Genomic DNA, 26,605 nt, shown 5'->3' with positions numbered 1-26,605 from the left:
AGTAACCAGAAGTTACTTGTGCGGGAGGTTCTGATCGTGACTGAAACACTCAGTACGAGAGGGCCGGCGCCCGGCCCTTGTTTCAGCTGACACAGCGTCACCTGACACCAGAGCCGTCCGGCCCAGCGAGCTGAGTTTGCGCGGGTGCCGCGCAGACCTAGGAGCCCAACGTGACTGCATCACGCTCCGTCTCTGCCCACTCGGCCCGGGCTGATCAATCAGCCGGGAATCATTCGGGAGATGCACTTCGCACGTACGTCTTGGATACCTCGGTACTACTGTCCGATCCATGGGCTGTCACTCGATTCGCCGAACACCACGTGGTACTCCCACTGGTCGTGATCAGTGAACTCGAAGGCAAACGGCACCACCACGAACTGGGATGGTTCGCCCGAGAATCGCTCCGCATGCTCGACGATCTACGGATCGAATACAGCCGCCTCGACCGTCCGGTGCCGATCGGCACCGAGAACGGGACACTGCAGGTCGAACTCAATCACACCGACCCTGCGGTCCTGCCCGTCGGATTCCGCACGGACAGTAACGATTCGAGGATTCTGGCGTGTGCGCTGAATCTTGCTGCGGAGGGCAAGGATGTAGTCCTCGTCAGCAAGGACATTCCGCTTCGTGTGAAGGCAGGCGCGGTGGGACTACCTGCCGACGAGTACCACGCTCACGACGTCGTGCCCTCCGGATGGACGGGCATGACTGAGCTGGACGTCGCCTCGACGGACATCGACGAGCTGTTCAACGAGGGTTTCCTGGACCTCGACGAAGCGCGAGATCTGCCGTGTCACACGGGTCTTCGCCTGCTCGGTGGTTCGTCGAGCGCCCTCGGTCGGGTGACTCCCGACAAGCGCATCCAGTTGGTGCGCGGTGAGCGCGAGGCGTTCGGGTTGCACGGCCGCTCCGCCGAGCAGCGCATTGCGCTCGATCTCCTCATGGACGAGAGCATCGGCATCATCTCTCTCGGTGGTAAGGCGGGCACCGGTAAGTCGGCCTTGGCTCTGACGGCAGGTCTTGAAGCGGTTCTCGAGCGCCGCACTCAGCGCAAGGTTGTCGTCTTCCGTCCGTTGTATGCCGTTGGCGGACAAGAACTCGGCTACCTTCCCGGTAGTGAGAGCGAGAAGATGGGCCCGTGGGCTCAGGCCGTTTTCGACACTCTCGACGGGTTGGCCTCGCCAGAGGTTCTCGAGGAGGTTCTCGCCCGCGGAATGCTGGAAGTGTTGCCGCTGACGCATATTCGCGGTCGGTCGCTGCACGATTCGTTCGTGATCGTCGACGAAGCGCAGTCGCTCGAACGAAATGTTCTGCTGACAGTGCTTTCTCGTCTGGGAACCGGCTCGCGAGTGGTCCTCACGCACGACGTCGCGCAGCGTGACAACCTGCGAGTGGGCAGGCACGACGGAGTTGCGGCCGTCATCGAGAAGCTCAAGGGGCACCCGCTTTTTGCGCACATCACACTCACGCGCAGTGAGCGTTCGCCGATCGCCGAGTTGGTGACCGACATGCTCGAGGAGTTCGGCCCCACTTCCTGAGAAGTGATCTCCCCGTGCGGACTTCGGTCTGCACGGGGAGATGCCTGGGTTTGAAGTTGTTCAGTTTTGCAGCGGTCCCAGTTCGTTGTCGAGAACTTCCTGCACCACACGCATCGCCGCCAGTCCGGCCGGAGCGCCGCAATACGCGCTCGCGTGGATCACGGTTTCGACGATCTCGGTGCGCGTCAAGCCGTTTCGCAATGCCCCACGTACGTGGCCTTTGAGTTCGTTCTCGGCGCGCAGCGCGATCAGCATCCCCAGATTGATCAGACTGCGACTGCGGCGATCGAGTCCGGGACGCGTCCATACCGAACCCCAGACGTTGGCAGTCACGAAGTTCTGCAGTTCTTCGCTGTCCGTTCCCCGGGTGCGCTCGAAGGCGGCGTCGACGAAATCGGCCCCCATGACTTCGGTGCGCACAGCCAATCCGGCGTCGAAGGAGTCAGGCGTGGTGTTTTCGGACATGGCAGGTTCGCTCGCTTTCGGCAGGTGATTTCAGGCCGGAGCAAGCCTACTTCGTGTCCCGGTCCCGACGACTGCGCGGCCGACCGCGGTCACCACGCCCCACGCGACGTCTCGCAGACTGAAGTAGTCCCGCCAGACGCAGACCTTGCCGTCGCGCAGTTCGAAAGTTCCGCATACCCAGAACTCGATGCGCAGCGGTCCGACGGTGAGGATGTCGGTGCGTTCGGTGAGCACCGTGGACTCGTCGCCGACGATGTGGTGCATCTCCGCCTCGAATTTCAGTGAAGGCTTGGTGACCAGACGTAGCGCTCGCACGACGGTCTTCTTGCCTCGCAGGGTGGGGAGCGAGACGTTCTGCCAGACGATGTCGTCTGTCATCAATTCGGCTGCGGCGTCCACGTCGAAATCGGTGAGGGCCGCGAACATTGCGTTCACCGTGGCTGTCGAACTACTCATGGGGTGTCCTTGGCTGATTATTCGGCCGGTGTTGCCCGGATGAAGGTACCGAGATGATCGTGATCGAAGTACTCCAAGGTTAGCGAGTTTCCGTCGAAGGTGGCCTTCGAGACCGTCCCGGCCGGTGCGTTCTCGCCGCTGAGCGGGAACGTGAAGGTGTTTCCGTCCCAGTGGGTCAGAGGGTACGTCGCGGCCGCGGGACCCATGGTCAAGGTCAGCGCACCGTTCTGCTGCGTCACGAGCGCGGGACCCCAGTACGGATTGCCGTAGTCGCCGGTCAATTGGTCTGTCGGTGGCGCGGGAGCGGGGGAGGTCGGCGGCGTCTTCCCGGCAAGTTCGCCCTCAGGGTCGGCTTGTGAGGCAAAGGACGCTTCGTACAGCGGGCGCCACTCGCGGGTGATCTTCCCGAACTGCACCAGATCGGCGAATTCGGCGGTCAAGGTCTCTGCGACGCCGGTGGGCGTGCCGTTGGTCAGAACGACTATGCCGACGTCAGCGGAGGGAATCGTCACGAAATTGGTCCCGGCACCGAGCAGGAAGGCGCCGGAGTGGCTGGCGGTCACACGGCCTGCCGCGCTGTCGGAAACGTTGAACCCGTAGCCGTAGAAGCCGGAGCGTTCCCCGATTTCCTGCGCATGGCGCGAGACGATTTCCGGGTTGACTGCGGGCACGAGCGCCTCCGTCTGAACGACCTGCTGCCCCTGATACCGACCGCCCGAAAGCACCATGTCCAACCACTTGGCCATGTCGTTCACCGAGGAGCTGACTCCACCGGCGGGGGATTGGGCGTCGGCGTCCCGAACCGGCCCTACCTTGTACTTTCCGTCTTCGAGGATGTGGCCGACTGCTCGATTTTCTCGGGCTTGGTAATCGGCGAACCGCGAAGACGTCGACGTCATACCGAGCGGACCGTAGATCGTGTTCTGCGACAGCGTTTCCCAATCGGTGCCCGCCGCGGCTGCAACGGCCTCCGCACCGGCAGTGACGCCGAAGTTCGTGTACTCGTATGTGATTCGGAAGGGATTGAGCGGTAGTTGGCGAAGTTTTTCGAGCACCTGGGCCCGGTTGTAGCCCAGGTCCTCCAGCCCGTCGCCGGCGTGGTCCGGTAACCCCGACCGATGCGTGTAGAGATCGGAGATCGTGAGGTGGTCGGTCACCCACGGATCGGCAAGCGCAAACCCCGGCAGTTTCGAGATCACCGGAGTGTCCCAGTCCACGGTCCCGATTCCGACTTCGTGGGCGACCACCGTGGCCCCGACCGATTTCGACACCGATGCCAGTTGGAACACGGTGTCGGCATCGACGGTGGCGCTCTTACCCAACTCGCGAACCCCGAATCCCTTTGCGTACACAGTCTTACCTCCGTGCACCACGGCCACCGCCATGCCGGGAACACCGGAACTTGCCATGAGGTCGTTCGCGAGGCCGTCGAGCTTCCCGACCGCGTCGTCGATTTGCCCGTCCGGGATCGGCACCCCGGCGTCGAGACCCGGGCTGGCGTCGCTGACGACCGGCCCGGGCGCCGAGGTGGTGTCTGAATCGGACGAGCATCCGGCGAGCAGGGCGACCGTCAGTACTACCGGAACCGCCGCTGCCGACAGTCGCGAGCTGTTTCTACTGGTGATGGACACGAGATTCTCCCTAGCAGGGTTGTCGTCGGTACCACTCGGTCAATCCAGTATCGGGGAACGGCGGGCTGATATTGGGACAAATCGGGAAACCTTGTAGCTACTTCGGGGTCTTGGTTGTCAGACTGCCGAGAATGGAGCCTTCCGTGACCGGCTTCCAAGGGAGCAACAACGCGACCAGCAGAGCGGTGATCAATGCTGCTCCGACCGTGAAGTACGACGCGATGGCGAAACCTTCCAGGCATGCGGTCTTCATCGTGTAGATCAGACTGTCCTTCTGCTGCTCGAAGAGCGGACTGATGTCGCGGGAGCGGATTTCGATGACGCTGAGCACGGACTCACGAGCGAAGCCTTTCTCCTGCGCCGACATCACGGCGTCGGGAATGGCGTCGACGATCGGAGCCACCTTGGACGTGTAGTACGAGGCGACGATCGAACCGATGACGGCGACGCCCAGGGTCCCGCCGAGCTCACGCGTCGTGTCGTTGACTGCCGAACCTGCGCCCGCTTCGTCGAGGGGCACCGAGGACATGATGGAGTCGGTCGCCGGTCCCTGGACAATTGCGAGGCCCAGACCCATGAGGACCATCGAGATCACGACGGGTCCGAGGTAGGGCGTCTCGACGGTCGTCCGACCCGCCAGGAACATCCCGCCGCTGAGTACCAGGAGGCCGAACACCATCACTGCAGTCGTGCCGAGTTTCTGTGCCGCCAAGGTGGCGACTGGGGCGCCCACGGCGACAGCTGCAGCGAAAGGCAAAGAGTGGATGCCGAATTCGAGCGGCGAGTACTCCCGAACGCCCTGGAAGTACTGCGTGATCAGGAACAAGAATCCGAACATGCTGAAGTAGCTGACAGCAATAGCCAAGGCGGGGAAAGAAAACCGCCGGATTCGGAAGAGATTCATGTTCAGGATCGGCGCGTCGGTGCGCAATTCCCATGCGACGAATGCGGCCAACAACACTGTCGCAGAGAGGTATCCCGTGATGCTGAATGTCGACACCCATCCGCGATGTGGTGCGTCGATGATGGTCCACACCAGAATGACGATGCCCAGTAGCGACAAGATTGTTCCGACGAAATCGAATCGGCCGACGTGGAGCGCCTTCGATTCCGGAACAACCAGCAGCACACCCACGATGACCAACAATGCTGCCGGAACGTTCATCCAGAACACCGAGTGCCAGGAGAAGTGCTCGAGAAGCCAGCCGCCCGCAGTCGGGCCGATGGCAATCGCGAAGCCGGCCATTGCGGTCCAGGCCGCGATGGCGATGGCTCGTTCTCTGGCGTCGGTGAAGATGTTGGTGATCATGGCCAACGTAGCCGGAAAGACAGCTGCGGCAAAGACACCCATGGCGGCTCGCGCCATGATCACCTGTTCGAGGTTGGAAGCCAAAGCGCCGACGAGCGACATCGCACCGACGCCGATCAAGCCGATGATCATCACTCGGCGGCGTCCGAAGCGGTCACCCAGGTGGCCGAAAGTGAGTAGGAACCCGGCGAAGGTCAACGTGTACGCGTCGACGATCCATTGCAGGTCGCTGACGCTGGCGAACAAGTCGACGCTCATCGTCGGCAGTGCGACGTTGACCACTGTGTTGTCCAGCACGACAAGGAGTTCGGCGAGGCAGATGAAGATCAGCGCAGTGAATCGACGTGACTTGGTCATCATGGGCGCCGAGGGCGCCGGTGCAAGTGTGTGAGACATGTTTGTACGCCATCTCTGCTCCTGCGCGGACGGCAGCAGCGGTTGGAAGAAAGAGGGTTGGTCAGCTCGGGGCCGAGACCAGAGCCTTGAGGTGAGCGCCGATGCGATCGAGAGGCGCCGTGGTGTGCTGAGCTTTTGCCATCAGCGTCGCGCCTTCGATTGACGCGATCACGACGGTTGCCCATTGTGCTGCAGTCTCGGACGGCTGTCCCTGCTGCCAGAAGAACGATGTGAGAAGCGATTCCCACGAGGTGAAGGATTCGCCCGCAGCAGTTAACGCCGCCGGCGTCGACGCGCCCTCCACTGCCGCGGCTGCGACCGGACAGGAGGAGGTGAAATCGCTCTCTACCAAGCTGTTTCGAAATATCGTGACAACCGCGTCGATGATCTCCGGTGGGGAAGACTGAGCGATCATCGAACTGATGGCGGCACTGACGCCCCGGCCGAAGTAGGCAACTGCTTCGCCGGCCAGCTGTCCTTTGCCCTCGGGAAAGTAGTGGTACACCGACCCGCGGGGAGCTCCCGAGCGTTCGACGATCTCGGTGAGCGAGGTCGTCGCGATCCCGTGTTCACGGAAGGCATTGATGGCGCCGACCAGCATCAGAGTGCGGGAATCGGAGTCGGCCATCCCGCCATCGTATGCAATCGCAGTGCTGTTCGAATCATCTGGTGCCGCTGATTCTCTTGGTACTCCCCACTTGCGACGCGCTGCGGCGATCGGACAACGCGTCTGCGGGCCGGTCATGGCAACGAGGCGTCTCGAGGTGTGTTCATCACTGCCTCCCAGTATGTCGATCGGTATAGGAACGAATCTGAGACTAGATGTAACCGACAGACACAGTCAAGTGTTGTGTGCAGGTGGTGGGTATCGACGGAGATTCTTGGTGGCAAAACTCCCCGAACAGTGTTTATATCGAGCGGTATAGAGCTGTTGCTTCGAGCACCAGCTTCGGAGGAGAGGAAACGACATGCCGGTACCGACGTCAGTTGCACGAAAACGAAGAATCGAAGTCGCAGTCGGGAAGTATTTCGCCAATCCGCTGGTCACCGGATTGAATCGGATCGGTTTGATGCCGTCGTTGATGACCGAGATCGAGACGGTTGGACGCCGAACCGGTCTGACCCGCCGAGTGCCCGTTGCGATCACCTACGACGGTGACGAGGCGTGGGTCATTGCGCAGCATGGCACCGGCACGGGGTGGGGTGCCAATATCTCTGCGACGCCGAAGGTTCGGATCCGTCGCCGCGGCGAGTGGGTGGACGGACAGGCCCAGATCATGCCGGACGACGACGTGCCGGCGCGGGTGAAGACATTTGCGTCGGGGAAGATCAGATCGGCGCTGACGGCCTCTGCCTTTCGCGGATTGCAGACCGACCCGGTCAGTGTCCGCATCAGGCTCGCACTCGATCCGTCAACCGATTGAATCAACGGGAGTTGAAATGGTCGGTGCGGAATGACCCGGTGCGTTCTCGTCGTTGACGAATGCAGCGGTGGCGCGATCGCCACTGCACACGACGAAGGAGCAGGGTCATGCGCATCGGAATCATCGGAGCCGGTCAGATCGGTGGCACGCTCACACGTAGGCTCGCTGCGCTCGGTCACGACGTGCGCGTCTCGAACTCGCGGACACCGGACACGCTTGCAGAACTGGAAGCCGAGACGGGTGCGAAGGCAGTCCGCAGCACCGAGGCCGCCGAGGGTGCTGAGCTGGTCATCGTGAGCATTCCGCAGAAGAACGTGGTTGATCTACCGGCGGGGATCCTCAGCAGTGCGGTCGCCGGTGCCCCGGTCATCGAGACCAACAACTACTACCCGCAACAGCGTGACGGTCTGATCTCGGCCATCGAGGACGGGCAGACCGAAAGCGGATGGGTGCAGGAGCACCTGGGTGTTCCGGTATTCAAGGCGTTCAACGGAATCTGGTGGAAGCATCTCCTCGAGAAGGGCCTTCCCGAAGGTGCAGAGGGGCGCATTGCGCTACCCATCGCCGGCGACGACGACGCGAACAAGCAGGTCGTCTTCGATCTGATCAATCAGTTGGGCTTCGATCCCGTCGATGCGGGAACGATCGACGATTCCTGGCGTCAGCAGCCGGGAACTCCCGTGTACGGCAAGGACTTCGATCGCGAAGCGTCGCTGAAGGCATTGGCTGAGGCGAGCCCCGATCGCACCGACGAGTGGCGGGCAACCGCTGCGGTGTGAGTGCAAGGGTGGCGGTTTCCGAAGTGGAAACCGCCACTCTTTTGTTTGTTCAGTCCTTGACCTTCGCCATCGCCAGAACGTCGAGACGCTTGTCGAGTTCTTCCTCGCTCAGCTTGTCCGGGACGAGTCCGCGCTCGATGACGACCTGACGGATCGTCTTCTTCTCCTTGAGTGCCTGCTTCGCGACGGCTGCGGCTTCCTCGTAACCGATTGCCGAGTTGAGGGGCGTCACGATCGACGGCGACGATTCGGCGAGCGTCTTGAGGTGCTCCTCGTGCGCGACCAGTCCGCTCACGCACTTGTCGGCGAACAGTCGAGAGACGTTGGCCAGCAAGGTGAACGACTCCAGCAGGTTGCGAGCCATGACCGGGATGTAGACGTTGAGTTCGAAAGCTCCGGCTGCGCCGCCCCACGCGATGGCGGCGTCGTTTCCGATCACCTGAGCCGCAACCTGAGTGGTTGCCTCGGGCAGGACCGGGTTCACCTTTCCGGGCATGATCGAGCTTCCCGGCTGCAGATCGGGGAGTGCGATCTCGCCGAGCCCGGTCAGCGGACCCGATCCCATCCACCGAATGTCGTTGGCAATCTTCGTCAGTGAGACGGCGATGGTCCGCAGCGCGCCCGATGCCTCGACCAGTCCGTCACGCGCGGCCTGCGCTTCGAAGCTGTTCTTCGCCGGAGTCAGCGCGTCGACGCCGGTCGACTTGACCAGTTCGGCAACAACTTTGGGGCCGAATCCATCCGGAGCATTGAGACCGGTGCCGACTGCTGTTCCGCCGATCGGCAGCTCGCCGAGGCGGGGGAGTGTTGCGTTGACGCGCTCGATGCCGGCCTCGATCTGACGTGCGTAGCCGCCGAACTCCTGACCGAGCGTGACCGGCACAGCGTCCATCAGATGGGTGCGCCCGGATTTGACGACGGTCTTCCACTCGGTCGCCTTCGTGGCAAGCGCAGCATGCAGATGTTCCAGTGCCGGAACAAGATCGGTGACCGCTGCTTCGGTAGCTGCGACATGCGTGGCGGTGGGGAAGGTGTCGTTGGAGGACTGCGACATGTTGACGTGATCATTGGGATGTACGTCCACACCGGCGGCCTTCGCGATGGATGCGATGACCTCGTTGGCGTTCATGTTCGAACTGGTTCCCGAGCCGGTCTGGAAGACGTCGATGGGGAACTGATCGTCGTGCTTGCCTTCGGCGATCTCGTTCGCGGCGGCGATGATTGCGTCGGCCTTGTCCGCGTCGAGGAGTCCGAGGTCCTTGTTGACCTGCGCACACGCTGCTTTCAGCAAGCCCATTGCGCGGATCTGGGTGCGCTCGAGCGGGCGCCCGCTGATCGGGAAGTTCTCGACTGCACGCTGGGTCTGTGCTCGCCACAGTGCGTCGATGGGCACCCGAACTTCGCCCATGGTGTCGTGTTCGATTCGGAACTGTTGATCGTTGCTCTCCGTCATGGCTCCACATTGCCACTTTTCGAGAGCGGGTAGGGGACTACGTCCCCCGTGAGCGGTTAAGGAGTGCAGGGACTCCCTAACCACTCACGGGGCGGAGCCCATCAGAACGTCGGGGGAACCGCGCCCTCTTCGCCGTCGAAGTCGACGGAGCTGTACTCGCGCAGTTTCTCGAGACGGTGGTACGCGTCGATCATGCGAACGGTGCCGGACTTGCTACGCATCACGATGGACTGCGTGCTGGCGCCGCCGCCGTAGTAGCGGACGCCGCGCAGGAGGTCACCGTCGGTGACGCCGGTGGCGCAGAAGAAGACGTTCTCGCCCGAGACGAGATCTTCGGTGGACAGGATCCGATCGAGATCGTGACCGGCGTCGATGGCCTTCTGACGCTCTTCGTCGTCGGTGGGGGCCAGCTTGCCCTGTAGCGATCCACCCATGCAGCGCATGGCTGCTGCGGCGATGATGCCCTCTGGCGTTCCGCCGATGCCCACGAGCATGTCGGTGCCGGACTCCGGACGCGCTGCGGCGATCGCGCCGGCAACGTCACCGTCGGAGATCAGACGGATACGGGCGCCGGTGTCGCGAACGTCCTGGATCAGCTGGTTGTGACGCGGGCGGTCCAGGATGCAGATCGTGATGTCGGAGACCGACGCCTTCTTGACCTTGGCCACGCGCTTGATGTTCTCGGCGATCGGTGCGCTGATGTCGATGACATCTGCGGCATCCGGCCCGACAGCGATCTTCTCCATGTAGAACACGGCCGACGGATCGAACATCGCGCCGCGCTCGGCAACAGCCAGAACAGAGATTGCGTTGGGCATGCCCTTGGACATCAAGGTGGTGCCGTCGACCGGGTCGACGGCGAAGTCACAGTCGGGGCCGTCGCCGTTTCCGACCTCTTCGCCGTTGAACAGCATCGGCGCTTCGTCCTTCTCGCCTTCACCGATGACGACGATGCCGCGCATCGAGACTGAGGAGACGAGCTGACGCATGGCGTCGACGGCTGCTCCGTCGCCGCCTTCCTTGTCGCCGCGGCCTACCCAGCGGCCGGCAGCCATAGCACCGGCTTCGGTGACTCGGACCAATTCGAGTGCGAGGTTACGGTCCGGGGTCTCACGATGAGTGCTGCTGGCCGTCATGTGCGGTGCCTCCTGGCGCGGTCGCGGTCGACGGGGTGTGTCGACGCAGTGGTTTCTTCAGGCGTCATTGTCCCAGATGGGAGCGGCTACGTGCGCTGTCGGGTCGCCGCAGAGACGTTTTGTCTCGCTCGAGGGGGACCGGGAATCGTATCTACTGCGGAGTACCTGGATACTGGGGGTGTGGCATCGAAGAAACCCCGCATTCTCGAAGACAACAAAGACATGGTCTGGTCTCTCGTACCGTTGGTGCTGTTCTGCATCATCATTGCGGGCATCGCCAGCCAGTGCACGTTCAGTCCTGGCGGCCCGACACAGGGGCCTATCCCGAGCGTCGACGTGGACGCAGCTCTGAACTACGACGCGAAGGAACTCGGATTTCCCATCCGTAATCCCGGTGTTCCGGACGGGTGGACTCCGAACTCCGGCAGTCGCAAGATCATCTCCGGCGACGGCGGCGGAGATTCGAGCACTGTGGGATTCATCACGACCAGTGGTCGCTACATCCAGCTGACACAGAGCAATGCCGAGGAATTCCCGTTGGTGTCACATGTTGCCGGTGGACAGCGATTCGCGACCGGAGTCGAGACCGTCGGTGCCGATACGTGGAACGTCTTCGGCGGCGAAGGTGTCGAGTCGATCTGGGTCACGGACGTCGGGGATGTTCGCCTGTTGCTCACGGGCGCGGCGACGCCGGAAGAGTTCCGGATTCTTGCCGAGAAGGTCGGCGCAGCGCAGCCGATCACGCCATAGGATTTGCGGTCGGAGCGGACGTTACTCGTCCGCTTCGGCCAGAGCCTTTTCGACGCGGGCCCTCGCGCCGGCCAAGTGCTCTTCACAGCGCTTGGCCAACGCTTCGCCTCGCTCCCACAGTGAGAGTGACGCGTCGAGGTCCAGACCGCCCTGTTCGAGAATCTTCACGACGCTCACCAATTCGTCGCGGGCTGCTTCGTAGCCGAGTTCGTTGATGTCGGTGTCGGTGGCGTTGCTCATTTTTCTCTTCCCATCACTGCGGCGCGAACGGCGCCGTCTGCAAGTCGAACTCGAATCTGGGTACCGGGTGGCGCGTCCTCGACCGAGCGCAGAACCTCCGGATCGCCGTCGGCGACAACACGTTGCACGACTGCGTACCCGCGGGCCAGCGTCGCGGCGGGGCCCAGCGTGGTGAGCCGGGCGCGCAGATGCTCGATCGTTCGGGACTCGGTGTCGATCAACCGAGTCACATCGCGTCGTCCGGCGGCTTGGAGCCTTTCGACCTCCTCGGCGCGACGGTCCACCGCGAGCAGCGGCGATGCCATGACCGGTCGAGTGCGCAACTGTTCGATCAGATGAGACTCACGCTTGACCCAGCTGCGCAGTGCCGCAGCGCTGCGGTCACGCAGATCCGCAACCAGGGCAGCTTCCGCAACCGCGTCGGGTACGACGCGCTTGGCCGCGTCCGTGGGTGTGGCTGCGCGCAGGTCGGCGACGTGGTCACTGAGCGGGCTGTCCGGCTCGTGTCCGATGGCACTGACGATCGGCGTCGTGCAGGCCACGATGGCGCGGCACAGCGCTTCGTCGGAGAACGGCAGGAGATCCTCGACGCTACCGCCGCCGCGAGCGAGGATGATGACGTCGACTACCGGGTTGGCGTCGAGTTCCTTCAGCGCTTCGATGATCTGGGGAACAGCAGTCGGGCCCTGAACCGCGGTGTTACGCACTGCGATGGCAACTGCTGGCCAACGACGATGGGCGACTGAGACGACATCCTTCTCGGCCGCACTGGCTCGGCCCGTGATCAGGCCGATCGTGCCGGGCAGAAACGGAAGCGGCCGTTTGAGCCGCGGATCGAACAAGCCCTCGGCGGCGAGCAAGGCGCGCAGTCTCTCGATGTGGGCAAGCAGCTCACCGATACCCACGGCGCGAATCTCGGTGACACGCAACGACACCGTTCCGCGTCCGGTGTAGAACGAGAGCTTGCCGAACATCACGACACGCGAGCCCTCGGTCAACGGCACCGGGGAGTTGTGCAACAACTGCGGTGAGCACGTGATCGACAGCGACATGTCTGCCGACGGATCACGCAGGACGAGAAAGGCCGTTCGGGTGCCGGGGCGTGCATTGATCTGGGTGATCTGACCTTCGACCCAGATACTGCCGAGCCGATCGATCCAGCCGGCGACCTTGGCGGAAACCGTGCGGACCGGCCACGGCTGCTCAGCGCTACTGGCGCCGGACGATCGCTGCGATGAAGCGGGGGGCGTTGCGGAAGTCACTTTGCCTTGGCTGTGGTGATGCGGTTAGTGAGCATGGTCTGGAACGGTGCGCGAGCGAGCGTCGCATTCTCGTAGTCCAGGACTGCGGTCAGCTCGTCGATGCTGAGCGTCCGGATGCGCGCACGGAGCTGTGCGAGTGTGAGGTTGGGGTAGTCGAGTTCGGTGACGATCTCGGGCTCTTCGGCAGGTCCGTCCGTCGTAGCTGCCGTGGATTCGGACTCGGCGACGGGTGCGGGTTCCTCGATGGGGGCAGTCGGCTCGAGCGAGTAGAGCGCGAAGCGACCGGCGTTGGTCGGGGTGTCAGCGGTGGTCGATCCGGTGGAAGGCGTCGGGTCAGCAGGCGCATCGACGTCTTCGTCGAAGACCGCCCACTCGGGCTGTTCGTCCTCGGAAGACCAGTTGATCAGTGCAAATGCCTGATCGCCCTTGATGGCCAGCGAGGTGATCGACTGCTGCACGCGCATGCTTGTCTGCAGCATCTGGCTCACGGCGGTCATCGGCAGGGCGACGGCGGTGGTGGGCAACTTCTTTGCCTCTTCCATCGCGGTGACGGCGAGTCCCGCGGCAACGCGCGCCACGAACGGTGGTCGGATCATTCCCACAGCTTGCCGCAAAGCTCCGACAATCGGTAGCCGACTTGCCTGTGACGGCTGTACTCGTTTACTTCGGAACCTTCGATCGGAGCCCGAAACCGAGGTGTTCACGTTTGCCGGAGTGTCTCACGTTCGAGGTGCCAGTAGGCTGGTCACATGTCTTCGGCTGTTCCTCTCAATCTCGGTATCGCGCACTCGGCTGATTCGCCGTCCACCCGCAAGGGCAGCGCCAAGCGCGTGCTCCTCGCCGAGCCTCGCGGCTACTGCGCCGGCGTCGACCGCGCGGTCGAGACCGTCGAGAAGGCCCTCGAGAAGCACGGCGCACCCATCTACGTGCGTAAGGAGATCGTCCACAATCGCCACGTCGTCGAGACGCTCGAAGATCAGGGCGTGATCTTCGTCGACGAAACCGACGAGGTTCCCGAGGGATCGTTGCTCGTGTTCTCGGCGCACGGTGTGTCGCCGGCTGTCCACGACTCGGCTGCCGAGCGGAACCTGCGCACGATCGACGCGACGTGCCCCCTGGTCACGAAGGTGCACCAGGAAGCGAAGCGATTCGCCCGCGACGACTACGACATTCTGCTCATCGGCCACGAAGGCCACGAGGAGGTCGAGGGCACCGCAGGTGAGGCTCCCGATCACGTCACCATCGTCGACGGCCCGGATTCGGTCGACGCGGTCACGGTTCGTGACGAGTCGAAGGTCATCTGGCTTTCCCAGACCACGCTGAGCGTCGACGAGACGATGCAGACCGTCGCGCGCCTGCGTGAGCGCTTCCCCAATCTGCAGGACCCGCCGTCCGACGACATCTGCTACGCCACGCAGAACCGTCAGGTCGCGGTCAAGGCGATGGCTCCCGAGTGCGATCTCGTGATCGTGGTGGGTTCGCGGAACTCGTCCAACTCGGTTCGCCTGGTCGAGGTCGCGCTCGGGGCGGGCGCTGCCGCGTCGTACCTGGTCGACTACGCCCGTGAGGTCGATCTCGCGTGGCTCGAGGGTGTCCAGACAGTCGGCATCACGTCAGGCGCATCGGTACCCGAGGTGCTCGTGCGCGGCGTGATCGAACTTCTTGCCGAGCACGGATACAACGACGTTCAACCCGTCACCACTGCCAACGAGACTCTGGTGTTCGCCCTTCCCCGTGAATTGCGAGCAGCGCGCACGTCCTGAAACAAGAAAATGCGGGGCACCTTCCATCTGGAAGGTGCCCCGCATTTTTGTGCTACCGGGCGCGTCTGTTCAGGGCTCTTCGCGATCGCGGTACCGAACTCGCGGCGGCGGATACGCGGGAAGATCGACTCCGGGTGGGCGGCGGCGAGGGGGCAGCGGCGGCGATACGTCGTCACCCGAAGCGAAGAAGGGCTCCATCCGCTCCTCACGTCTGGGCGACGGAGTGGGCTCGGGCGCCCGGCGGCGACCGTACGACGGGTAGTCGTCGTCTGCCACGGGCCGACTGTCGGGCTGGGGGCGACGCGTAGGCGGTTGGTGCGTGCGATCGACCCTGGGTGGCTGAGGGCTTCTCCGAGGCGGCAGCGGACGCTCGTCCTGGATCGGCTCGCGCCTGGGGGTGCTTCGGTAGGCGGGCTGCTCGTCCACCTCGGGGGCGCGGCGACGCGGCGGCCCGGGGACGGGCGCGTCCGAGACTCTGCGTCGACGCCCGGTCTCGGGTGCGGGTTGTTCTCGCGTGGCAGCCGCAGAGGAGTCACGAGTGGTGGCCGCCGAGCGGCGGGAGCGGGTCGAGCGGGCAGGCCCGGTGGGACGCTGATTGAGCAGGAAGTACCGGAAACCGCCGATGATCAGCACGACGACGGTTGCGGCCAACATGATCGGAAAGCGGTTGACCAACGGGTACGCGATGTTGATCGCGATATCGCGCAGCGCGGTGCTGTTGTCCTTGCCGATGAGCGTGTGCCCGATCGGCACCGCAGCGAAGAGCAGCAACGGCGGCTGGGCCATCGCGGTGAAGAGTGCTTTGTTCGAAGCGGCAACCACAGCAAAGAGACAGCCCAGGAAGTAGAACGTCGAGAACACCGCGGTGAGCTCTCCGCCGCCTCCGGTGGCATCGATCAGTACGCCGACGGCGGTCACACCGGCAGCAAGCAGGATCACTCCCCACCAGGGCAGGCCGGGGACGGTCACGATGAGCGATCGCTTGTCCAGCGGTACCCCGGAGCGAGCACGTTGGGTTGCAGACACATAACGACATTAGCGGTTCTTGCGTTGTCGGCCGTGTTTGTGCGGGTCGTGGCTGGCGCATTTATCGACGCGATGGCGCGATGGTTTCGGGTTCTTCGCCAAACGAACCGGACGGATTGTGTGCAGGGTCACCGGACTCTCGTGGGTCGGGGCACACCGCCGAAGCCGTCAGCGTGGGAGATCGGCGGTGTCGGTGGGCTGCTCTACCGTCGGATTCATGAAGATTCTGCACACCTCCGATTGGCATATAGGTCGCACCTTTCACGGCGTCGATCTGTTGGCCGATCAGGCGAGTGTGCTCAGTTCCATCGCAGATTCCGTCCGCGAACACGGAGTCGACGTCGTGGTCGTGCCGGGGGACATCTACGACCGCTCGATTCCCAGTTCCGACGCGGTCACCGTGTGCAATCGAGGCTTCGAGGCAATCCGGGCGGCGGGGGCGGTCATCGTCGCGACGTCCGGCAATCACGATTCCGCGGTGCGGCTCGGAGCCGGGGCATCCTTTGCCGCTGCCGGCGGCTTGCACTTGATCACTCGCGTCGGCCAGATCGGTACTCCGGTGATGCTGAGCGATCAGTTCGGGCCCGTCGCCTTTTACGGGATTCCGTATCTCGAGCCGGAGATCACGCGCGTCGAGTTGGACGTGCCCCGGGCTCGTACTCATTCCGACATCCTCGGAGCGGCCATGTCGCGTGTTCGGCGAGATCTCGCCGAACGAACGGCTGCCGACCCCGCGACTCGATCGGTATTGCTCGCCCATGCCTTCGTCGTGGGCGGTGAGGCCTCTGAATCGGAACGCTCCATCTCGGTCGGCGGAGTGGAGACCGTCGCAGTGGGCGAGTTCGACGGCGTCGACTACGTCGCCCTCGGACACCTGCATTCTCCGCAGATGCTCTCGGAGAGTGTGCGGTACTCGGGTTCACCGTTGCCGTATTCGTTCGGTGAACGCAGCCACCGTAAGGCGGCGCTGCTGATAGAACTCGACGCAGCCGGCCTGTCGTCGGTGCAGCGCCTGGATCTCCCGGTCATTCGGGGGCTGAGCCAGGTGACGGGAACTCTCGAGGAACTACTCGGTGAGTCGAAGTACACCGATTCCGAGCAGTGCTACCTCTCCGCATTGCTCACTGATCCGGTTCGTCCCGTCGATGCCATGAGGCAACTTCAGGCGCGTTTTCCCTTTGCCGTTCATCTCGAATGGCAAAGGCCGGAAGGGCAATCGGATCTCAAGTACCGTGACGCGGTACGGGGTCGATCCGACATGGAGATCGCCCGCGGCTTTGTCTCGGCAGTGCGTAGTGACCCGTCCGAGCGTGAGGTCACATTGATGGCCGAAGCGCTCAGCGCTGCCGCGCGCGCCGAGGAGTCCACGGTAGAACTGAGTGAAACCGCGTGAGGCTGCACAAACTCGAAGTCAGCTCTTTCGGGCCCTTCGCCGACACGGTCGAGGTCGACTTCGACCGTTTGGGTGCAGACGGGCTGTTCCTTCTGCACGGTGACACCGGGGCAGGCAAGACCACGATCCTCGACGCGGTTGCGTTTGCCCTGTACGGGCGGGTGCCGGGTGCGCGCAACGAGAGCAAACGGCTACTGTCCGATCACGCGCCCGCCGGTTCGGTGCCGCGCGTGGAACTCGAAGCGACCATCAGTGGTCGCAGAATCAAACTTGTTCGCAGTCCAGAGTATTCGCGCCCGAAGAAGCGTGGCACCGGTTCGATCACAGAGAACGCAAAGGCCACACTGACGTGGTTGGACGGCCGCGGCGAAAACCTTTCGCGCATCCCTGACATCGGTGACGAGATCAACCGCCTCATGGGCATGAGCGCTGATCAGTTCTTCCAGGTGGTGCTCTTGCCGCAGGGTGAGTTCGCCAAATTCCTGCGTGCCGAGAGCGACGAGCGAGGCAAACTGCTCGAGCGTCTGTTCGACACCAAGCGTTTTGTCTCCGTCGAGGCATGGTTCGACGCCAAGCGAAAGGCAAGTGCGACCGCGCTCGCGGCCAGGGAGCAATCCGTGCGACTACTGCTCGCGAAGGTCGAGACAGCTGCGGGACTCGAGGTAGGCGCCGAGGCACACCCACTGGAATGGTCGCGCAAACTCCTCGCCGAGGCTCAGGACACCCGCGATACAAGTCTTGCGGAGCTGGTGACCGCGAAAGATGCAGCAGCCGAGGCTAATCGGGTTCTGTCGGCGGCGCAGCGAACCGCAGATCTGGTCGCTCGCCGTAATCGTGCGACCGCTGAACTCGCAGCATTCAATACGGGCGCCGCCCAAAGAGCTGTGATCGGCGCTGAACTCGAGACCGCCAAGCGCGCACTGCCGGTGGCCGCTGTCGCCGGCGATGTGGACGCTGCCGGCTTGCACCTCGCTGCCGCACTCGAATCGATGACCGCAGCGATGTCGACCTACTCCGCAACGGGCGGTCCGGAGATTTTTGTGCCGGAGGTGTGGCCACCCACCGACGACGAGCGTCAACGCGTCGTAGCTCGGATCCGGACCTGGCGTGACGAGATCGTTCGCCTGGACGCAATGGCGGAGGACGCTCGCAGAGCCGATGCGGCAGAAGCCGAGATCGAGAAACTCGGAGTTCGGCGAGACGCTCTGTCCGAGCGCATCGATGCCATCGCGGTTGAACGCACTCAACTGCCAGAAATGGTGCGCTCGGCCGGCCAACGACTGGAGGATGCGCAACGCGCGCACGCGGCTCTGCCCGGCCTCGAAGCTGCACTGGCCAAAGCATCGGATGCTGCGGCAGCGGCTCATGAATTCGTCTCTCTGCGTGCGCAAGCCGAGAAGATTCGTGTGCAGGTGTTGGATGCGCGCGACGCCCATCAGAGTGCTCGCGGGCGCTGGCTCGACCTCGTGCAGAAGCGTATCGAGGGCATGGCTGCGGAGTTGGCGAGTTCACTCGCGCCCGGTGACCCATGCCAGGTGTGTGGTTCGCGTGAACACCCTGCGCCGGCGCAGTCTGATGTCGTGACGGTCACCGAGTCCGATCTGGAAGTCGCGTCCGCAGCCGAGCGTGCGGCCGAGAAAGCCCTGAGCAAGGTAGTCGACCGCCAGGTAACCGTCGACCGTGACATCGACCGGGTGATCGCCCGCGGCGGGGACGGCGACGTCGCAGAACTCGACAGGCTCCGCGCCGCGGCTCGGAACGCCGTTGACGAGGCGACCCACTCTGCCGGTCAGGTTGGAGGGTTGGCCGACAAGCTCGGGCATCTCAACGAGCGTGACGGCGAGCTGCAACAGGAATCCGCTTCTCTGACGGCCGAATTGGCGGCACTGACCGAGCGTACGACGACTCTGTCGGCCACGGTCGAGCAGATTCGAGCGGCGATCGTCGCTGCGGTGGGAGAAGATTCGACCATCGCTGCTCGGCGCTCGTGGTTCGAAAGGATTGCCTCCGCTGCCTCGGCGGCGTCTGAGATGCGTGACGACGCCGTTCGTGCGCAGGCGCGATCGGCGGAACTGTCGACCAAACTGGCCGCTGCGGCGGCCGCTGCTGGATTCGATTCGGTCGAGGCTGCGATCGAAGGGGTGAGATCGCCGGCCCGAATCGCGGCGATCGAAACGGAACTCGCCAAAGCACGCGACCTCGAGGTGGCCGCTCGGACGGTCCTCGACGACCCCGAGGTCGTTGCGGTGAGCGAAGTCGAGACAGTCGACGTCGACGGTCCTCGCGAGCGTGCTCTTCGGTGCGCCGAGGTGGTGAACTCGGCTGTTGCAGCTGCTTCCCTGGCCGAGAACCGTGTGTCGGATCTCGAACGGTTCAGCGGACAACTCGAGAAGGCATACGAAGCGGTTGCACCTGAGCGTGAACTGCACGACGAACTCGCGGCGCTTGCCGACGTGATCGCCGGCAAAGGTCAGAACAGTCGCAAGATGTCGCTGCGAGCGTATGTGCTCGCGTCGCGGTTGGAAGAGATCGCCGTGTCGGCATCGGTTCGGCTGCAGCGGATGTCCGGGGGCAGATACGAGTTCGTGCACAGTGACGAGGCAGGTTCTCGGGGTCGCCGCGGCGGTCTGGGACTCGACATCCGGGACGACTTCACGGGTGTGGTTCGCTCGGCGAAGACGCTCTCGGGCGGTGAATCATTCTTGGCGTCATTGTCTTTGGCCCTCGGACTTGCCGATGTGGTTGCGGCGGAGTCCGGCGGAATCGTTCTCGACACGATGTTCATCGACGAAGGATTCGGCACTCTCGACGCCGACACCCTCGACTCGGTGATGGCTGTGTTGGACGAGCTTCGCGACGGTGGACGAGTGGTGGGCATCGTCAGTCACGTGGACGAGATGAGGCAGCGAATCCCGAGTCGCCTGCACGTCATTCGCGGACGTGCAGGCTCCTCGGTGAAGGTGATCGCGGACTGATCAGGCCTTTTTGTTCTCTACCTCTGACTCGGCGTCGTCGTCTTGATCCTCGAGGATGTCCGACGCATCGCCGGCGGGCATCGGCTCGTTGTCGCTTGCGCGTTCGTCGATCTGCTCGCCGATGTACCGGATGACAACTGCTGCCACAGCGGCGACGGGCACTGCGAGGAACGCGCCGACGATGCCGTACAGCGAGCTACCGGCGGCCACGGCAAGCAGCACGATGACGGCGTGGAGTTTCATCGACTTGCTCTGCAGCACAGGCTGAAGGACGTTTCCTTCGATCTGCTGAACGGCCAGGATGATGATCAACACGATGATGGCGGTGGTGAGACCGTTGGCCACCAGCGCAACCAACACAGCCAGGGCGCCGGCGACAAAGGCACCGACGATCGGGATGAAGCCACCGATGAACGTGAGAATTGCCAGCACCGGTGCCAGCGGGACCCCGAGTATCAGCAATCCGGCGCCGATGAAGACCGCGTCGATCAGACTCACCAGTGCTTGTGTCCTGATGAATCCGCCGAGCGTGTCCCACATGCGGGTGAGGACCTCTTCGAGATGCCGACCGGCACGGCCGCCGCCGACAGCGTGGAGCCAGGGGATGAACCTCGGTCCGTCCTTGATGAAGAAGAAAGCGAGAATCAGGACCAAACCGAGCGTGACCAACAACGAGCTCGCTGTGCTCACGCCGCTGAAAACGCCTGAAGCGATGGCGGTTCCACTTTCCTGCACCTTGGTGATGACGGCATGGACGGCGTTGTCGATCTGGTCGTCCTTCAGGTTCAGCGGCGGACCCTGGAGCCAGTCCTGAACCTGGTTGATGCCCTCGGTGGTCTTGTTCGCGAGCTCGGGGGCCTGGCTGACCACTGACGGAACGATGCCGGCGATCACACCGGCCAGGATTCCGATCGAGAGCACCAGGGTGATGCCGGCTGCCGCGGCCGGTGGCATCCCGCGCTTGATCATGCCGCGGGTCGGCGGCCACATGACTGTCGCAACAACGATAGCCAGAGCCACCGGCAGGATGATGACCCAGAGCTTTTCGATCAGCCAGCCGAAAATCCAGGCGCCCAGCGAAATCGACGCCAACACCAACGACCATTTTGCGAGCCACATACCCCCTTGCCCGATGATCTCGCCGCGGTCGCGCTTGCGCACCCCTGCGGACGTCCCCTTGTCTTGCTCGCTCACTGATCGTCCTTTCCGTCGGCGCAGGGATCTCCTCGCCGATGTGCGAATCCGGTGATCTAGCTGAGCTGATCGTAACGACTGCATGCGATAACTCGTGTGTTGCGCTGCAATACTGTGTTTTGAAGCATGCTGATCGGACTAACATTTCCGTCATGAGAATCGCAGCAGCAGTCGGGGCAGCAGCAATCGTCGTTCTCGGGCTCACCGCGTGTAGCACCGAGGATCAGGACAACGCGCAGAACAAGATCAGCGAGGCAGTCACGAGCGGGCAACAGGCGCTCGAGACGGCGAAACAGTCAGCGGGCAACGCCATCGATCAGGGCAAGACGGCGCTGTTCGTCGCCACGTTCCGTGGGGCTTACGCACCGTTGGCGGAGAACCGCGACGACGCAGACATCGAGGAGATCTTGACGACCACGTGTACCGAGGTCGCCAACGGCACGGGCGAGGCGGAGGTCAAGACCAAGATCACCGACCTGGCCGAGAACAACGGCAACAAGCCCACCGACGAGCAGGCCGGCCACATTTACGAACTCGCGAAGGCCACCTGCCCCTGACCGGATTCAGCAGCAGCGGGCGCCTGGGTTGGCGTCGGCTGCTGCGTGTCGGCGGCGCCAGAACTCTCGTTCGCTGATCACCGGTGAGTCGGCGTGGTGGCGTCGGGTGTGCTCGACGTAGCGCTGATAGTCGAGATCACCCATCACCGAGCGAACCCACCACAGCGTTCCGCGGAACGCTGTGGTGAGTTTTGCCGTCATGGTGGCCGTCGTCATGGTCAGTGCCCACCTCCGTGTGCGGCGCCGGGCGCCCGGACTTTCCCGGCTTTGATCAGCTCGTCCCATTCTTTCTGGATTTCCTTCTCCGCGGGCGTCGGAATGAAGCTGGCGGGTCCGAAGATTTTCGACGGTTCTTCCGGGGACTCGGTGGTCGGCAGCCCGCCCGCTCGGATTGCCTTGGCACATACGATGATCCCGGCGATGACCACGACGATCACCAGTGACGCGAAGATGATCGACAACGTGCCCTGGATGAAGGTGTTGCGAATGACGGCATCGATGGCCTCCGGAGTCTTCGCGGAACCGTGCGCCGTCTCGCCGGCAGCCTTCGCGTCCTTGAACACGTTGTGCTGAGCCCAGTACCCGATCGCGGGGTTGTCGGAGAAGATCTTCTGGTACGACGCGGTCATGGTTACGACCAGGTCCCACACCAGCGGCACGCCGGGAATCCAGGCCCATTTGAACAGGCCCTTCTTCATGACGATCGTCATGACCACCGTCAGTGCGATCGCGGCGAGTAGCTGGTTGGCGATGCCGAAGAGCGGGAAGAGTGTGTTGATTCCGCCCAGCGGATCGGTGACACCCATGAGCAGAATCGCGCCCCAGGCAGCGACGACGATCAGCGAGCACAGCCACGCGCCGATGCGCCACGACGGGTCCTTGAACTTCTTCGCCGGACCGCCGAAGTTGCCGAGCGAGTCGGAGAGCATGAATCGAGCGACGCGGGTGCCGGCATCGATCGTGGTGAGGATGAAGAGCGCCTCGAACATGATCGCGAAGTGGTACCAGAACGATTTCAGCGAGTCGCCGCCGAAGACGTCGCTGAGCACTTCGGACATTCCGAACGCGAGCGTCGGGGCGCCGCCGGTTCGCGAGATGATCGATTCTTCGCCGACGGCCTCGGCTGCCTGAGTCAGCACGTCCGGTGTGATGGGGGCAGTGCCGAGGGGCAGATTGTTGACGTATTCGGCTGCGGTTTCCGGTGTTCCACCGGTCAGTGCCGCGGGAGCGTTGAGTGCGAAGTACAGGTGCTGATCGAGGATGCAGGCGGTGACCAGAGCCATGATCGCGACAAACGATTCGGTCAGCATGCCGCCGTACCCGATCATCTTGGTCTGGCTTTCCTTCTCGAGCAGCTTTGGCGTCGTACCGGACGCGATCAGTGCGTGGAAGCCCGAGAGTGCGCCACAGGCAATGGTGATGAACAGGAACGGGAACAGTGAACCGGCAAAGGCCGGGCCTTCGCCGTTGGAGGCGAATGGCGTCACTGCCGGCATGTTCAGAGCGGGTCGTGCGACCAGAATTCCGATGGCCAGCAGCGCGATGGTGCCGACCTTCATGAACGTCGACAGGTAGTCGCGCGGTGCCAGGAGCAGCCAGACTGGCAGCACCGATGCGGCGAATCCGTACGCGATCATCAGCCACGCGATGGTGACCTTCGAGAGTGTGAACCAGTCTGCGCCCCAACCGGTATCGGCAACCCATCCGCCGGAGACGATGGCAAGGAGAAGCAGGACGACGCCGATCAGGGAGACCTCGGAAACCTTGCCCGGCCGCAGATACCGCAGGTACACGCCCATGAACAGCGCGATGGGGATGGTCATCGCGATCGAGAACACTCCCCACGGGGACTCGGCGAGCGCATTGACGACCACAAGTCCGAGCACCGCGATGAGGATGATCATGATGACGAACACGCCGATCAGTGCGGCGACGCCGCCGACAAGGCCGAGTTCTTCGCGGGCCATCTGACCGAGGCTGCGCCCGCGGCGCTTCGACGAGATCCACAGGACCATGAAGTCCTGCACCGCCCCGGCGAACACGACGCCGACGATGATCCAGATCGTTCCCGGAAGATATCCCATCTGCGCGGCCAACACGGGTCCGACCAGGGGGCCGGCACCGGCGATTGCCGCGAAGTGGTGACCGAACAGCACCCGACGGTCGGTCGGCATGTAGTCGGCGCCGTTCTCCATGATCTCGGCGGGAGTTGCGACGTCGTCGCGGGGCTTGACGATCTTGCGTTCGATCAACCGCGCATAGAAGCGGTAGGCGATCAGATAGGTACAGATTGCGGCCAACACGAACCACACAGCACTGATGTGTTCACCGCGGACGATCGCAATCATGTACCAGGCGCCCGCGCCGACCAGTCCGAGAACAAGGAAGACGACGCGCGCAGTCGTGGAGATGGGTGTTTTGTCGATGACGCCGACAGGTGGCAGGTCAGGATCGGTTTTCAGGTACTCGACATTTGGTTCCGGCGCAGTCGTCAAGCTCATCGTCGAACTCCGTCCACTAGTGCACGTGTGGCCGCCGTCACAGCGGGCCATCTGTCACTGTAGGACCAGAAGGGTGAATCCGCGCGATCTGTGGCGCGAGAGTCGACCGCCGTCAGAATCGGTGAGCGTCGGCGTCGATCCAATCGGTGAGCCAGCTCTGCGGCGGGGAGTCGAGCAGTTCGCCCGGCATCAGCCAGTCGAACAGGTCGGCATAGGTACGCGTGGTGAGACCGTCGACGCGGCGGTTGAGCATTCCCGGTTGCAGTTGGTCGAACGAATCGATGCCCATCGACGCGATCATCTGTTGTGCGCTGGCGACGGTTGCCTTCTGGAAGCGGTAGACGCGCTCGCTCTTGTCGGGGATGTCGAGTGCGCGGGTGCGTGCCGGATCCTGAGTGGCAACGCCGACCGGGCAGCGGTTGGTGTGGCACATCTGGGCCTGAATGCAGCCCACTGCGAACATCATTGCGCGGGCCGCCATCGTGAAGTCTGCGCCTTGGATGATGCGTTTGACGATGTCGGAACCGCTCGCCACCTTTCCGGAAGCGCCGACTTTCACGAGAGGGCGCAGACCGGTTCCCACCAGAGCGTTGTGCATCAGCATCAGGCCTTCGGTCAACGGCATGCCCATGTGGTCCTCGAACTCCACCGGACCTGCGCCGGTGCCGCCTTCGGAACCGTCCACGATGATGAAGTCGGGCGTGATGCCGCGTTCGATCATCGCCTTGCAGATTCCGAGGAATTCGCGACGCGAGCCGACACACAGTTTCATCCCGACCGGCTTGCCTCCCGACAGTTTTCGCAGGGTCGCGATGAAATCGACCAGTTCGACCGGGGTGCTGAACGCGGTGTGCGCGGGTGGCGAAATCACGGTCTGGCCGACGGGTACCCCGCGGGTTTCAGCGATTTCGGGGGAGACCTTGACTCCGGGAAGCACGCCACCCAACCCGGGTTTCGCACCTTGCGAGAGCTTGATCGAAATGGCCTTCACCTGATCGAGTCCGGCACGCTCGGCAAAACGGTCAGGATCGAATCGGCCATCCTCGGTTCGGCATCCGAAGTATCCCGAAGCGATTTCCCAGATCAGATCGCCGCCGTGTTTGCGGTGATACGGACTGATCGCGCCTTCACCGGTGTCGTGAGCGAAACCGCCTTTGGCTGCGCCGGCGTTGAGGGCCTCGATTGCGTTGGCGGACAACGACCCGAAGCTCATCGCGGAGACGTTCAGGAGAGCGATGTCGTACGGCTTCGTGCAATCGCGTCCGCCGAGGCGAACTCGGGGAACGGTGTCGGGGGCGGTCCGTGCGCGAATCGAATGCGTCATGAACTCGTAGCCGATCGCATTGACGTCGCGCTCGGTCCCGAAGGGCTCTTCCGCCAGTGTTCCCTTTGCCCGCTCGTAAACCAGATCTCGCGTTTCGCGATCGAATGGCATTCCATCGGTGGATGATTCGACGAAGTACTGCTGGATCTCGGGTCGAATCTTCTCGAGGAGGAATCGCGCGTGCCCCAGGACCGGATAGTTACGGAGGATGCTGTGGGACTTCTGAGTGAGGTCGTAGGTGCCCATCGCCGCCAGCGCGAGTGTGACGACAGCGATCACCCACCATCCGGGCGAGGCGACAATTGCGAGCGCGGCGGTGCCGAGACCCACTATCCATATCAAGAGCACGATCAGCATCCGAGTCACCTCGAGAGCGTAGGCGCTCACTGTGACACGGCAGCGGTAAGTCTCCACTAGGTTCTGCGATAGAGAACCGAATCCGACTCTTTGGGGGAATCATGACCGAACCGCAATATCCGACCGACCCGCAGGATCCGAAGGAGCAGCAGTATCCGAAGGAACAGCAGTATCCGGCGGGCCAGCAGTATTCAGCCGGTCAGCAATATTCAGCAGGCCAGGAGTATCCGACGGGCCAGCAGTACCCGACCGACCCGCAGTACTCAGCCGGACAGCAGTATCCGACCGGTCAGCAGTACAGCGCGACCCAGCAGTACAGTGCCGCTCCCACGTACGCGGCGCCGCAGTACGGTCCGCCGAAGTCCAACGCGGGATGGGCCGTCGCGTCGATCATCTTCTTCTGGCCTATCGCGTTCGCCGCGTTCAACCATCTCCACGACATCTACCCGAAGTGGGCGATGGGCGATCACCAGGGCGCGCAGTACGCGTCCGAGCGGGTGAAGAAGCTCGGGCAGATTTCGCTCCTCATAGCCGTCATCTGCTGGGTGTTGTTCATCGCGTTCTACGTCATCTTCCTGGTTGCGATCGTGTCATCCGTCGATTCGTATACCTACAACTGATCACCTGCCGCGACGTGACGGTGGGGCGAGTACCCGTCACGTCGCCGCGAGGCCGT

Annotated in this window: 24 protein-coding genes; 9 read left to right on the top strand and 15 right to left on the bottom strand. The window is 63.2% G+C overall.

What is annotated here, in order from left to right; all coding sequences use genetic code 11:
* The first annotated feature begins 170 nt into the window (after nt 1-170).
* Nucleotides 171-1,538: a PhoH family protein gene (locus EHW12_RS21080; protein WP_007726365.1), complete on the top strand. Its 1,368-nt coding sequence runs from the start codon at nt 171-173 to the stop codon at nt 1,536-1,538.
* A 60-nt stretch (nt 1,539-1,598) separates the two neighbouring features.
* Here the strand turns inward: EHW12_RS21080 and EHW12_RS21075 are convergent, their stop codons facing one another.
* From EHW12_RS21075 to EHW12_RS21055, 5 genes are all read right to left on the bottom strand, one after another.
* Nucleotides 1,599-2,003 (bottom strand): carboxymuconolactone decarboxylase family protein, encoded by a 405-nt coding sequence (locus EHW12_RS21075; RefSeq protein WP_003945227.1) that lies wholly within the window; start codon nt 2,001-2,003, stop codon nt 1,599-1,601.
* Nucleotides 2,004-2,033: 30 nt separating this feature from the next.
* Nucleotides 2,034-2,459, bottom strand: a complete 426-nt coding sequence (locus EHW12_RS21070) for a limonene-1,2-epoxide hydrolase family protein (RefSeq protein WP_007726363.1) — start codon at nt 2,457-2,459, stop codon at nt 2,034-2,036.
* Between the two features lie 17 nt (nt 2,460-2,476).
* Nucleotides 2,477-4,090, bottom strand: coding sequence for a serine hydrolase (locus tag EHW12_RS21065; RefSeq protein WP_125051667.1), 1,614 nt, complete (start codon nt 4,088-4,090; stop codon nt 2,477-2,479).
* 97 nt (nt 4,091-4,187) lie between these two features.
* Nucleotides 4,188-5,759, bottom strand: coding sequence for an MFS transporter (locus tag EHW12_RS21060; RefSeq protein WP_047270321.1), 1,572 nt, complete (start codon nt 5,757-5,759; stop codon nt 4,188-4,190).
* Nucleotides 5,760-5,856: 97 nt separating this feature from the next.
* Entirely contained in the window at nt 5,857-6,423 is a 567-nt protein-coding gene (locus tag EHW12_RS21055; RefSeq protein WP_003945239.1) for a TetR/AcrR family transcriptional regulator, read from the bottom strand.
* Nucleotides 6,424-6,763: 340 nt separating this feature from the next.
* Between EHW12_RS21055 and EHW12_RS21050 the strand changes: the two genes are divergently transcribed.
* Nucleotides 6,764-7,219, top strand: a complete 456-nt coding sequence (locus EHW12_RS21050) for a nitroreductase family deazaflavin-dependent oxidoreductase (protein ID WP_064112899.1) — start codon at nt 6,764-6,766, stop codon at nt 7,217-7,219.
* A gap of 59 nt (nt 7,220-7,278) precedes the next feature.
* Complete coding sequence (locus EHW12_RS21045; protein WP_125051665.1) at nt 7,279-7,998, top strand: NAD(P)-binding domain-containing protein; 720 nt, start codon at nt 7,279-7,281, stop codon at nt 7,996-7,998.
* Between the two features lie 49 nt (nt 7,999-8,047).
* Here the strand turns inward: EHW12_RS21045 and EHW12_RS21040 are convergent, their stop codons facing one another.
* Both EHW12_RS21040 and glpX read right to left on the bottom strand, forming a co-directional pair.
* Complete coding sequence (locus EHW12_RS21040; protein WP_003945220.1) at nt 8,048-9,451, bottom strand: class II fumarate hydratase; 1,404 nt, start codon at nt 9,449-9,451, stop codon at nt 8,048-8,050.
* Nucleotides 9,452-9,552: 101 nt separating this feature from the next.
* A complete protein-coding gene (gene glpX / locus EHW12_RS21035; RefSeq protein ID WP_003945202.1) occupies nt 9,553-10,587 on the bottom strand; it encodes a class II fructose-bisphosphatase in 1,035 nt (344 codons plus the stop codon).
* A gap of 180 nt (nt 10,588-10,767) precedes the next feature.
* Between glpX and EHW12_RS21030 the strand changes: the two genes are divergently transcribed.
* Nucleotides 10,768-11,337: a DUF4245 domain-containing protein gene (locus EHW12_RS21030; RefSeq protein ID WP_003945206.1), complete on the top strand. Its 570-nt coding sequence runs from the start codon at nt 10,768-10,770 to the stop codon at nt 11,335-11,337.
* Between the two features lie 21 nt (nt 11,338-11,358).
* Here the strand turns inward: EHW12_RS21030 and EHW12_RS21025 are convergent, their stop codons facing one another.
* Genes EHW12_RS21025 through EHW12_RS21015 form a run of 3 tightly spaced genes read right to left on the bottom strand, consistent with a single transcriptional unit; the run spans nt 11,359 to nt 13,435 of the window.
* Nucleotides 11,359-11,577 carry an exodeoxyribonuclease VII small subunit gene (locus EHW12_RS21025; RefSeq protein WP_003945276.1) on the bottom strand — a complete coding sequence of 73 codons (219 nt, stop codon included), beginning with the start codon at nt 11,575-11,577 and terminating at the stop codon, nt 11,359-11,361.
* The gene (gene xseA, locus EHW12_RS21020) at nt 11,574-12,839 is read right to left on the bottom strand and encodes an exodeoxyribonuclease VII large subunit (protein ID WP_125051663.1); all 1,266 of its coding nucleotides are present in this window, start codon (nt 12,837-12,839) and stop codon (nt 11,574-11,576) included. Before xseA ends, EHW12_RS21025 begins: the two co-directional genes overlap by 4 nt.
* Nucleotides 12,836-13,435 (bottom strand): lipid droplet-associated protein, encoded by a 600-nt coding sequence (locus tag EHW12_RS21015; protein WP_030536251.1) that lies wholly within the window; start codon nt 13,433-13,435, stop codon nt 12,836-12,838. The genes xseA and EHW12_RS21015 overlap by 4 nt, the downstream gene beginning before the upstream one ends.
* 153 nt (nt 13,436-13,588) lie before the next feature.
* On the opposite strand from EHW12_RS21015, the gene EHW12_RS21010 reads away from it, so the two are divergent.
* Nucleotides 13,589-14,602, top strand: a complete 1,014-nt coding sequence (locus EHW12_RS21010) for a 4-hydroxy-3-methylbut-2-enyl diphosphate reductase (RefSeq protein WP_003945273.1) — start codon at nt 13,589-13,591, stop codon at nt 14,600-14,602.
* 69 nt (nt 14,603-14,671) lie between these two features.
* Here EHW12_RS21010 and EHW12_RS21005 read toward each other — a convergent pair whose 3' ends face one another.
* Complete coding sequence (locus EHW12_RS21005; protein WP_042448843.1) at nt 14,672-15,628, bottom strand: DUF6542 domain-containing protein; 957 nt, start codon at nt 15,626-15,628, stop codon at nt 14,672-14,674.
* Nucleotides 15,629-15,845: 217 nt separating this feature from the next.
* On the opposite strand from EHW12_RS21005, the gene EHW12_RS21000 reads away from it, so the two are divergent.
* Nucleotides 15,846-17,021 (top strand): exonuclease SbcCD subunit D, encoded by a 1,176-nt coding sequence (locus EHW12_RS21000; protein ID WP_125051661.1) that lies wholly within the window; start codon nt 15,846-15,848, stop codon nt 17,019-17,021.
* The gene (locus EHW12_RS20995; RefSeq protein ID WP_125051659.1) at nt 17,018-19,996 is read left to right on the top strand and encodes an SMC family ATPase; all 2,979 of its coding nucleotides are present in this window, start codon (nt 17,018-17,020) and stop codon (nt 19,994-19,996) included. Before EHW12_RS21000 ends, EHW12_RS20995 begins: the two co-directional genes overlap by 4 nt.
* Here the strand turns inward: EHW12_RS20995 and EHW12_RS20990 are convergent, their stop codons facing one another.
* Nucleotides 19,997-21,190 carry an AI-2E family transporter gene (locus tag EHW12_RS20990; protein ID WP_003945249.1) on the bottom strand — a complete coding sequence of 398 codons (1,194 nt, stop codon included), beginning with the start codon at nt 21,188-21,190 and terminating at the stop codon, nt 19,997-19,999. It abuts the gene before it with no gap.
* A 152-nt stretch (nt 21,191-21,342) separates the two neighbouring features.
* Here EHW12_RS20990 and EHW12_RS20985 point away from each other — a divergent pair, with 152 nt between their 5' ends.
* Nucleotides 21,343-21,747 (top strand): hypothetical protein, encoded by a 405-nt coding sequence (locus EHW12_RS20985; RefSeq protein WP_007726341.1) that lies wholly within the window; start codon nt 21,343-21,345, stop codon nt 21,745-21,747.
* Nucleotides 21,748-21,753: 6 nt separating this feature from the next.
* Here EHW12_RS20985 and EHW12_RS20980 read toward each other — a convergent pair whose 3' ends face one another.
* The 3 genes from EHW12_RS20980 to EHW12_RS20970 all read right to left on the bottom strand — a co-directional run bounded on the left by EHW12_RS20980 (nt 21,754) and on the right by EHW12_RS20970 (nt 25,938).
* Entirely contained in the window at nt 21,754-21,948 is a 195-nt protein-coding gene (locus EHW12_RS20980; protein ID WP_030536248.1) for a YbdD/YjiX family protein, read from the bottom strand.
* Between the two features lie 17 nt (nt 21,949-21,965).
* Nucleotides 21,966-24,248, bottom strand: a complete 2,283-nt coding sequence (locus EHW12_RS20975; protein ID WP_007726338.1) for a carbon starvation CstA family protein — start codon at nt 24,246-24,248, stop codon at nt 21,966-21,968.
* Nucleotides 24,249-24,360: 112 nt separating this feature from the next.
* A complete protein-coding gene (locus EHW12_RS20970; RefSeq protein ID WP_125052689.1) occupies nt 24,361-25,938 on the bottom strand; it encodes an FMN-binding glutamate synthase family protein in 1,578 nt (525 codons plus the stop codon).
* 89 nt (nt 25,939-26,027) lie between these two features.
* On the opposite strand from EHW12_RS20970, the gene EHW12_RS20965 reads away from it, so the two are divergent.
* A complete protein-coding gene (locus tag EHW12_RS20965; protein WP_030244403.1) occupies nt 26,028-26,549 on the top strand; it encodes a CD225/dispanin family protein in 522 nt (173 codons plus the stop codon).
* Nucleotides 26,550-26,605 lie beyond the last annotated feature (56 nt).

This window comes from Rhodococcus sp. NJ-530, from assembly GCF_003860625.1.
In the GTDB taxonomy this organism is placed as follows: domain Bacteria; phylum Actinomycetota; class Actinomycetes; order Mycobacteriales; family Mycobacteriaceae; genus Rhodococcus_F; species Rhodococcus_F qingshengii.
Note: the sequence above shows the minus strand (reverse complement) of the source record. Positions and strands in the feature narration are given on the sequence as shown.

What these genes read in the sequence shown, in the direction of transcription:
- EHW12_RS21055 (WP_003945239.1), bottom strand. Translation starts at nt 6,423, where the DNA reads ATGGCCGACTCCGATTCCCGCACTCTGATGCTGGTCGGCGCCATCAAT.
- EHW12_RS21045 (WP_125051665.1), top strand. Translation starts at nt 7,279, where the DNA reads ATGCAGCGGTGGCGCGATCGCCACTGCACACGACGAAGGAGCAGGGTC.
- EHW12_RS21010 (WP_003945273.1), top strand. Translation starts at nt 13,589, where the DNA reads ATGTCTTCGGCTGTTCCTCTCAATCTCGGTATCGCGCACTCGGCTGAT.
- glpX (WP_003945202.1), bottom strand. Translation starts at nt 10,587, where the DNA reads ATGACGGCCAGCAGCACTCATCGTGAGACCCCGGACCGTAACCTCGCA.
- EHW12_RS21040 (WP_003945220.1), bottom strand. Translation starts at nt 9,451, where the DNA reads ATGACGGAGAGCAACGATCAACAGTTCCGAATCGAACACGACACCATG.
- EHW12_RS21060 (WP_047270321.1), bottom strand. Translation starts at nt 5,759, where the DNA reads ATGATGACCAAGTCACGTCGATTCACTGCGCTGATCTTCATCTGCCTC.
- EHW12_RS21050 (WP_064112899.1), top strand. Translation starts at nt 6,764, where the DNA reads ATGCCGGTACCGACGTCAGTTGCACGAAAACGAAGAATCGAAGTCGCA.
- EHW12_RS21025 (WP_003945276.1), bottom strand. Translation starts at nt 11,577, where the DNA reads ATGAGCAACGCCACCGACACCGACATCAACGAACTCGGCTACGAAGCA.
- EHW12_RS20980 (WP_030536248.1), bottom strand. Translation starts at nt 21,948, where the DNA reads ATGACGGCAAAACTCACCACAGCGTTCCGCGGAACGCTGTGGTGGGTT.
- EHW12_RS21000 (WP_125051661.1), top strand. Translation starts at nt 15,846, where the DNA reads ATGAAGATTCTGCACACCTCCGATTGGCATATAGGTCGCACCTTTCAC.
- EHW12_RS20975 (WP_007726338.1), bottom strand. Translation starts at nt 24,248, where the DNA reads ATGAGCTTGACGACTGCGCCGGAACCAAATGTCGAGTACCTGAAAACC.
- EHW12_RS21070 (WP_007726363.1), bottom strand. Translation starts at nt 2,459, where the DNA reads ATGAGTAGTTCGACAGCCACGGTGAACGCAATGTTCGCGGCCCTCACC.
- EHW12_RS20985 (WP_007726341.1), top strand. Translation starts at nt 21,343, where the DNA reads ATGAGAATCGCAGCAGCAGTCGGGGCAGCAGCAATCGTCGTTCTCGGG.
- EHW12_RS21015 (WP_030536251.1), bottom strand. Translation starts at nt 13,435, where the DNA reads ATGATCCGACCACCGTTCGTGGCGCGCGTTGCCGCGGGACTCGCCGTC.
- EHW12_RS21075 (WP_003945227.1), bottom strand. Translation starts at nt 2,003, where the DNA reads ATGTCCGAAAACACCACGCCTGACTCCTTCGACGCCGGATTGGCTGTG.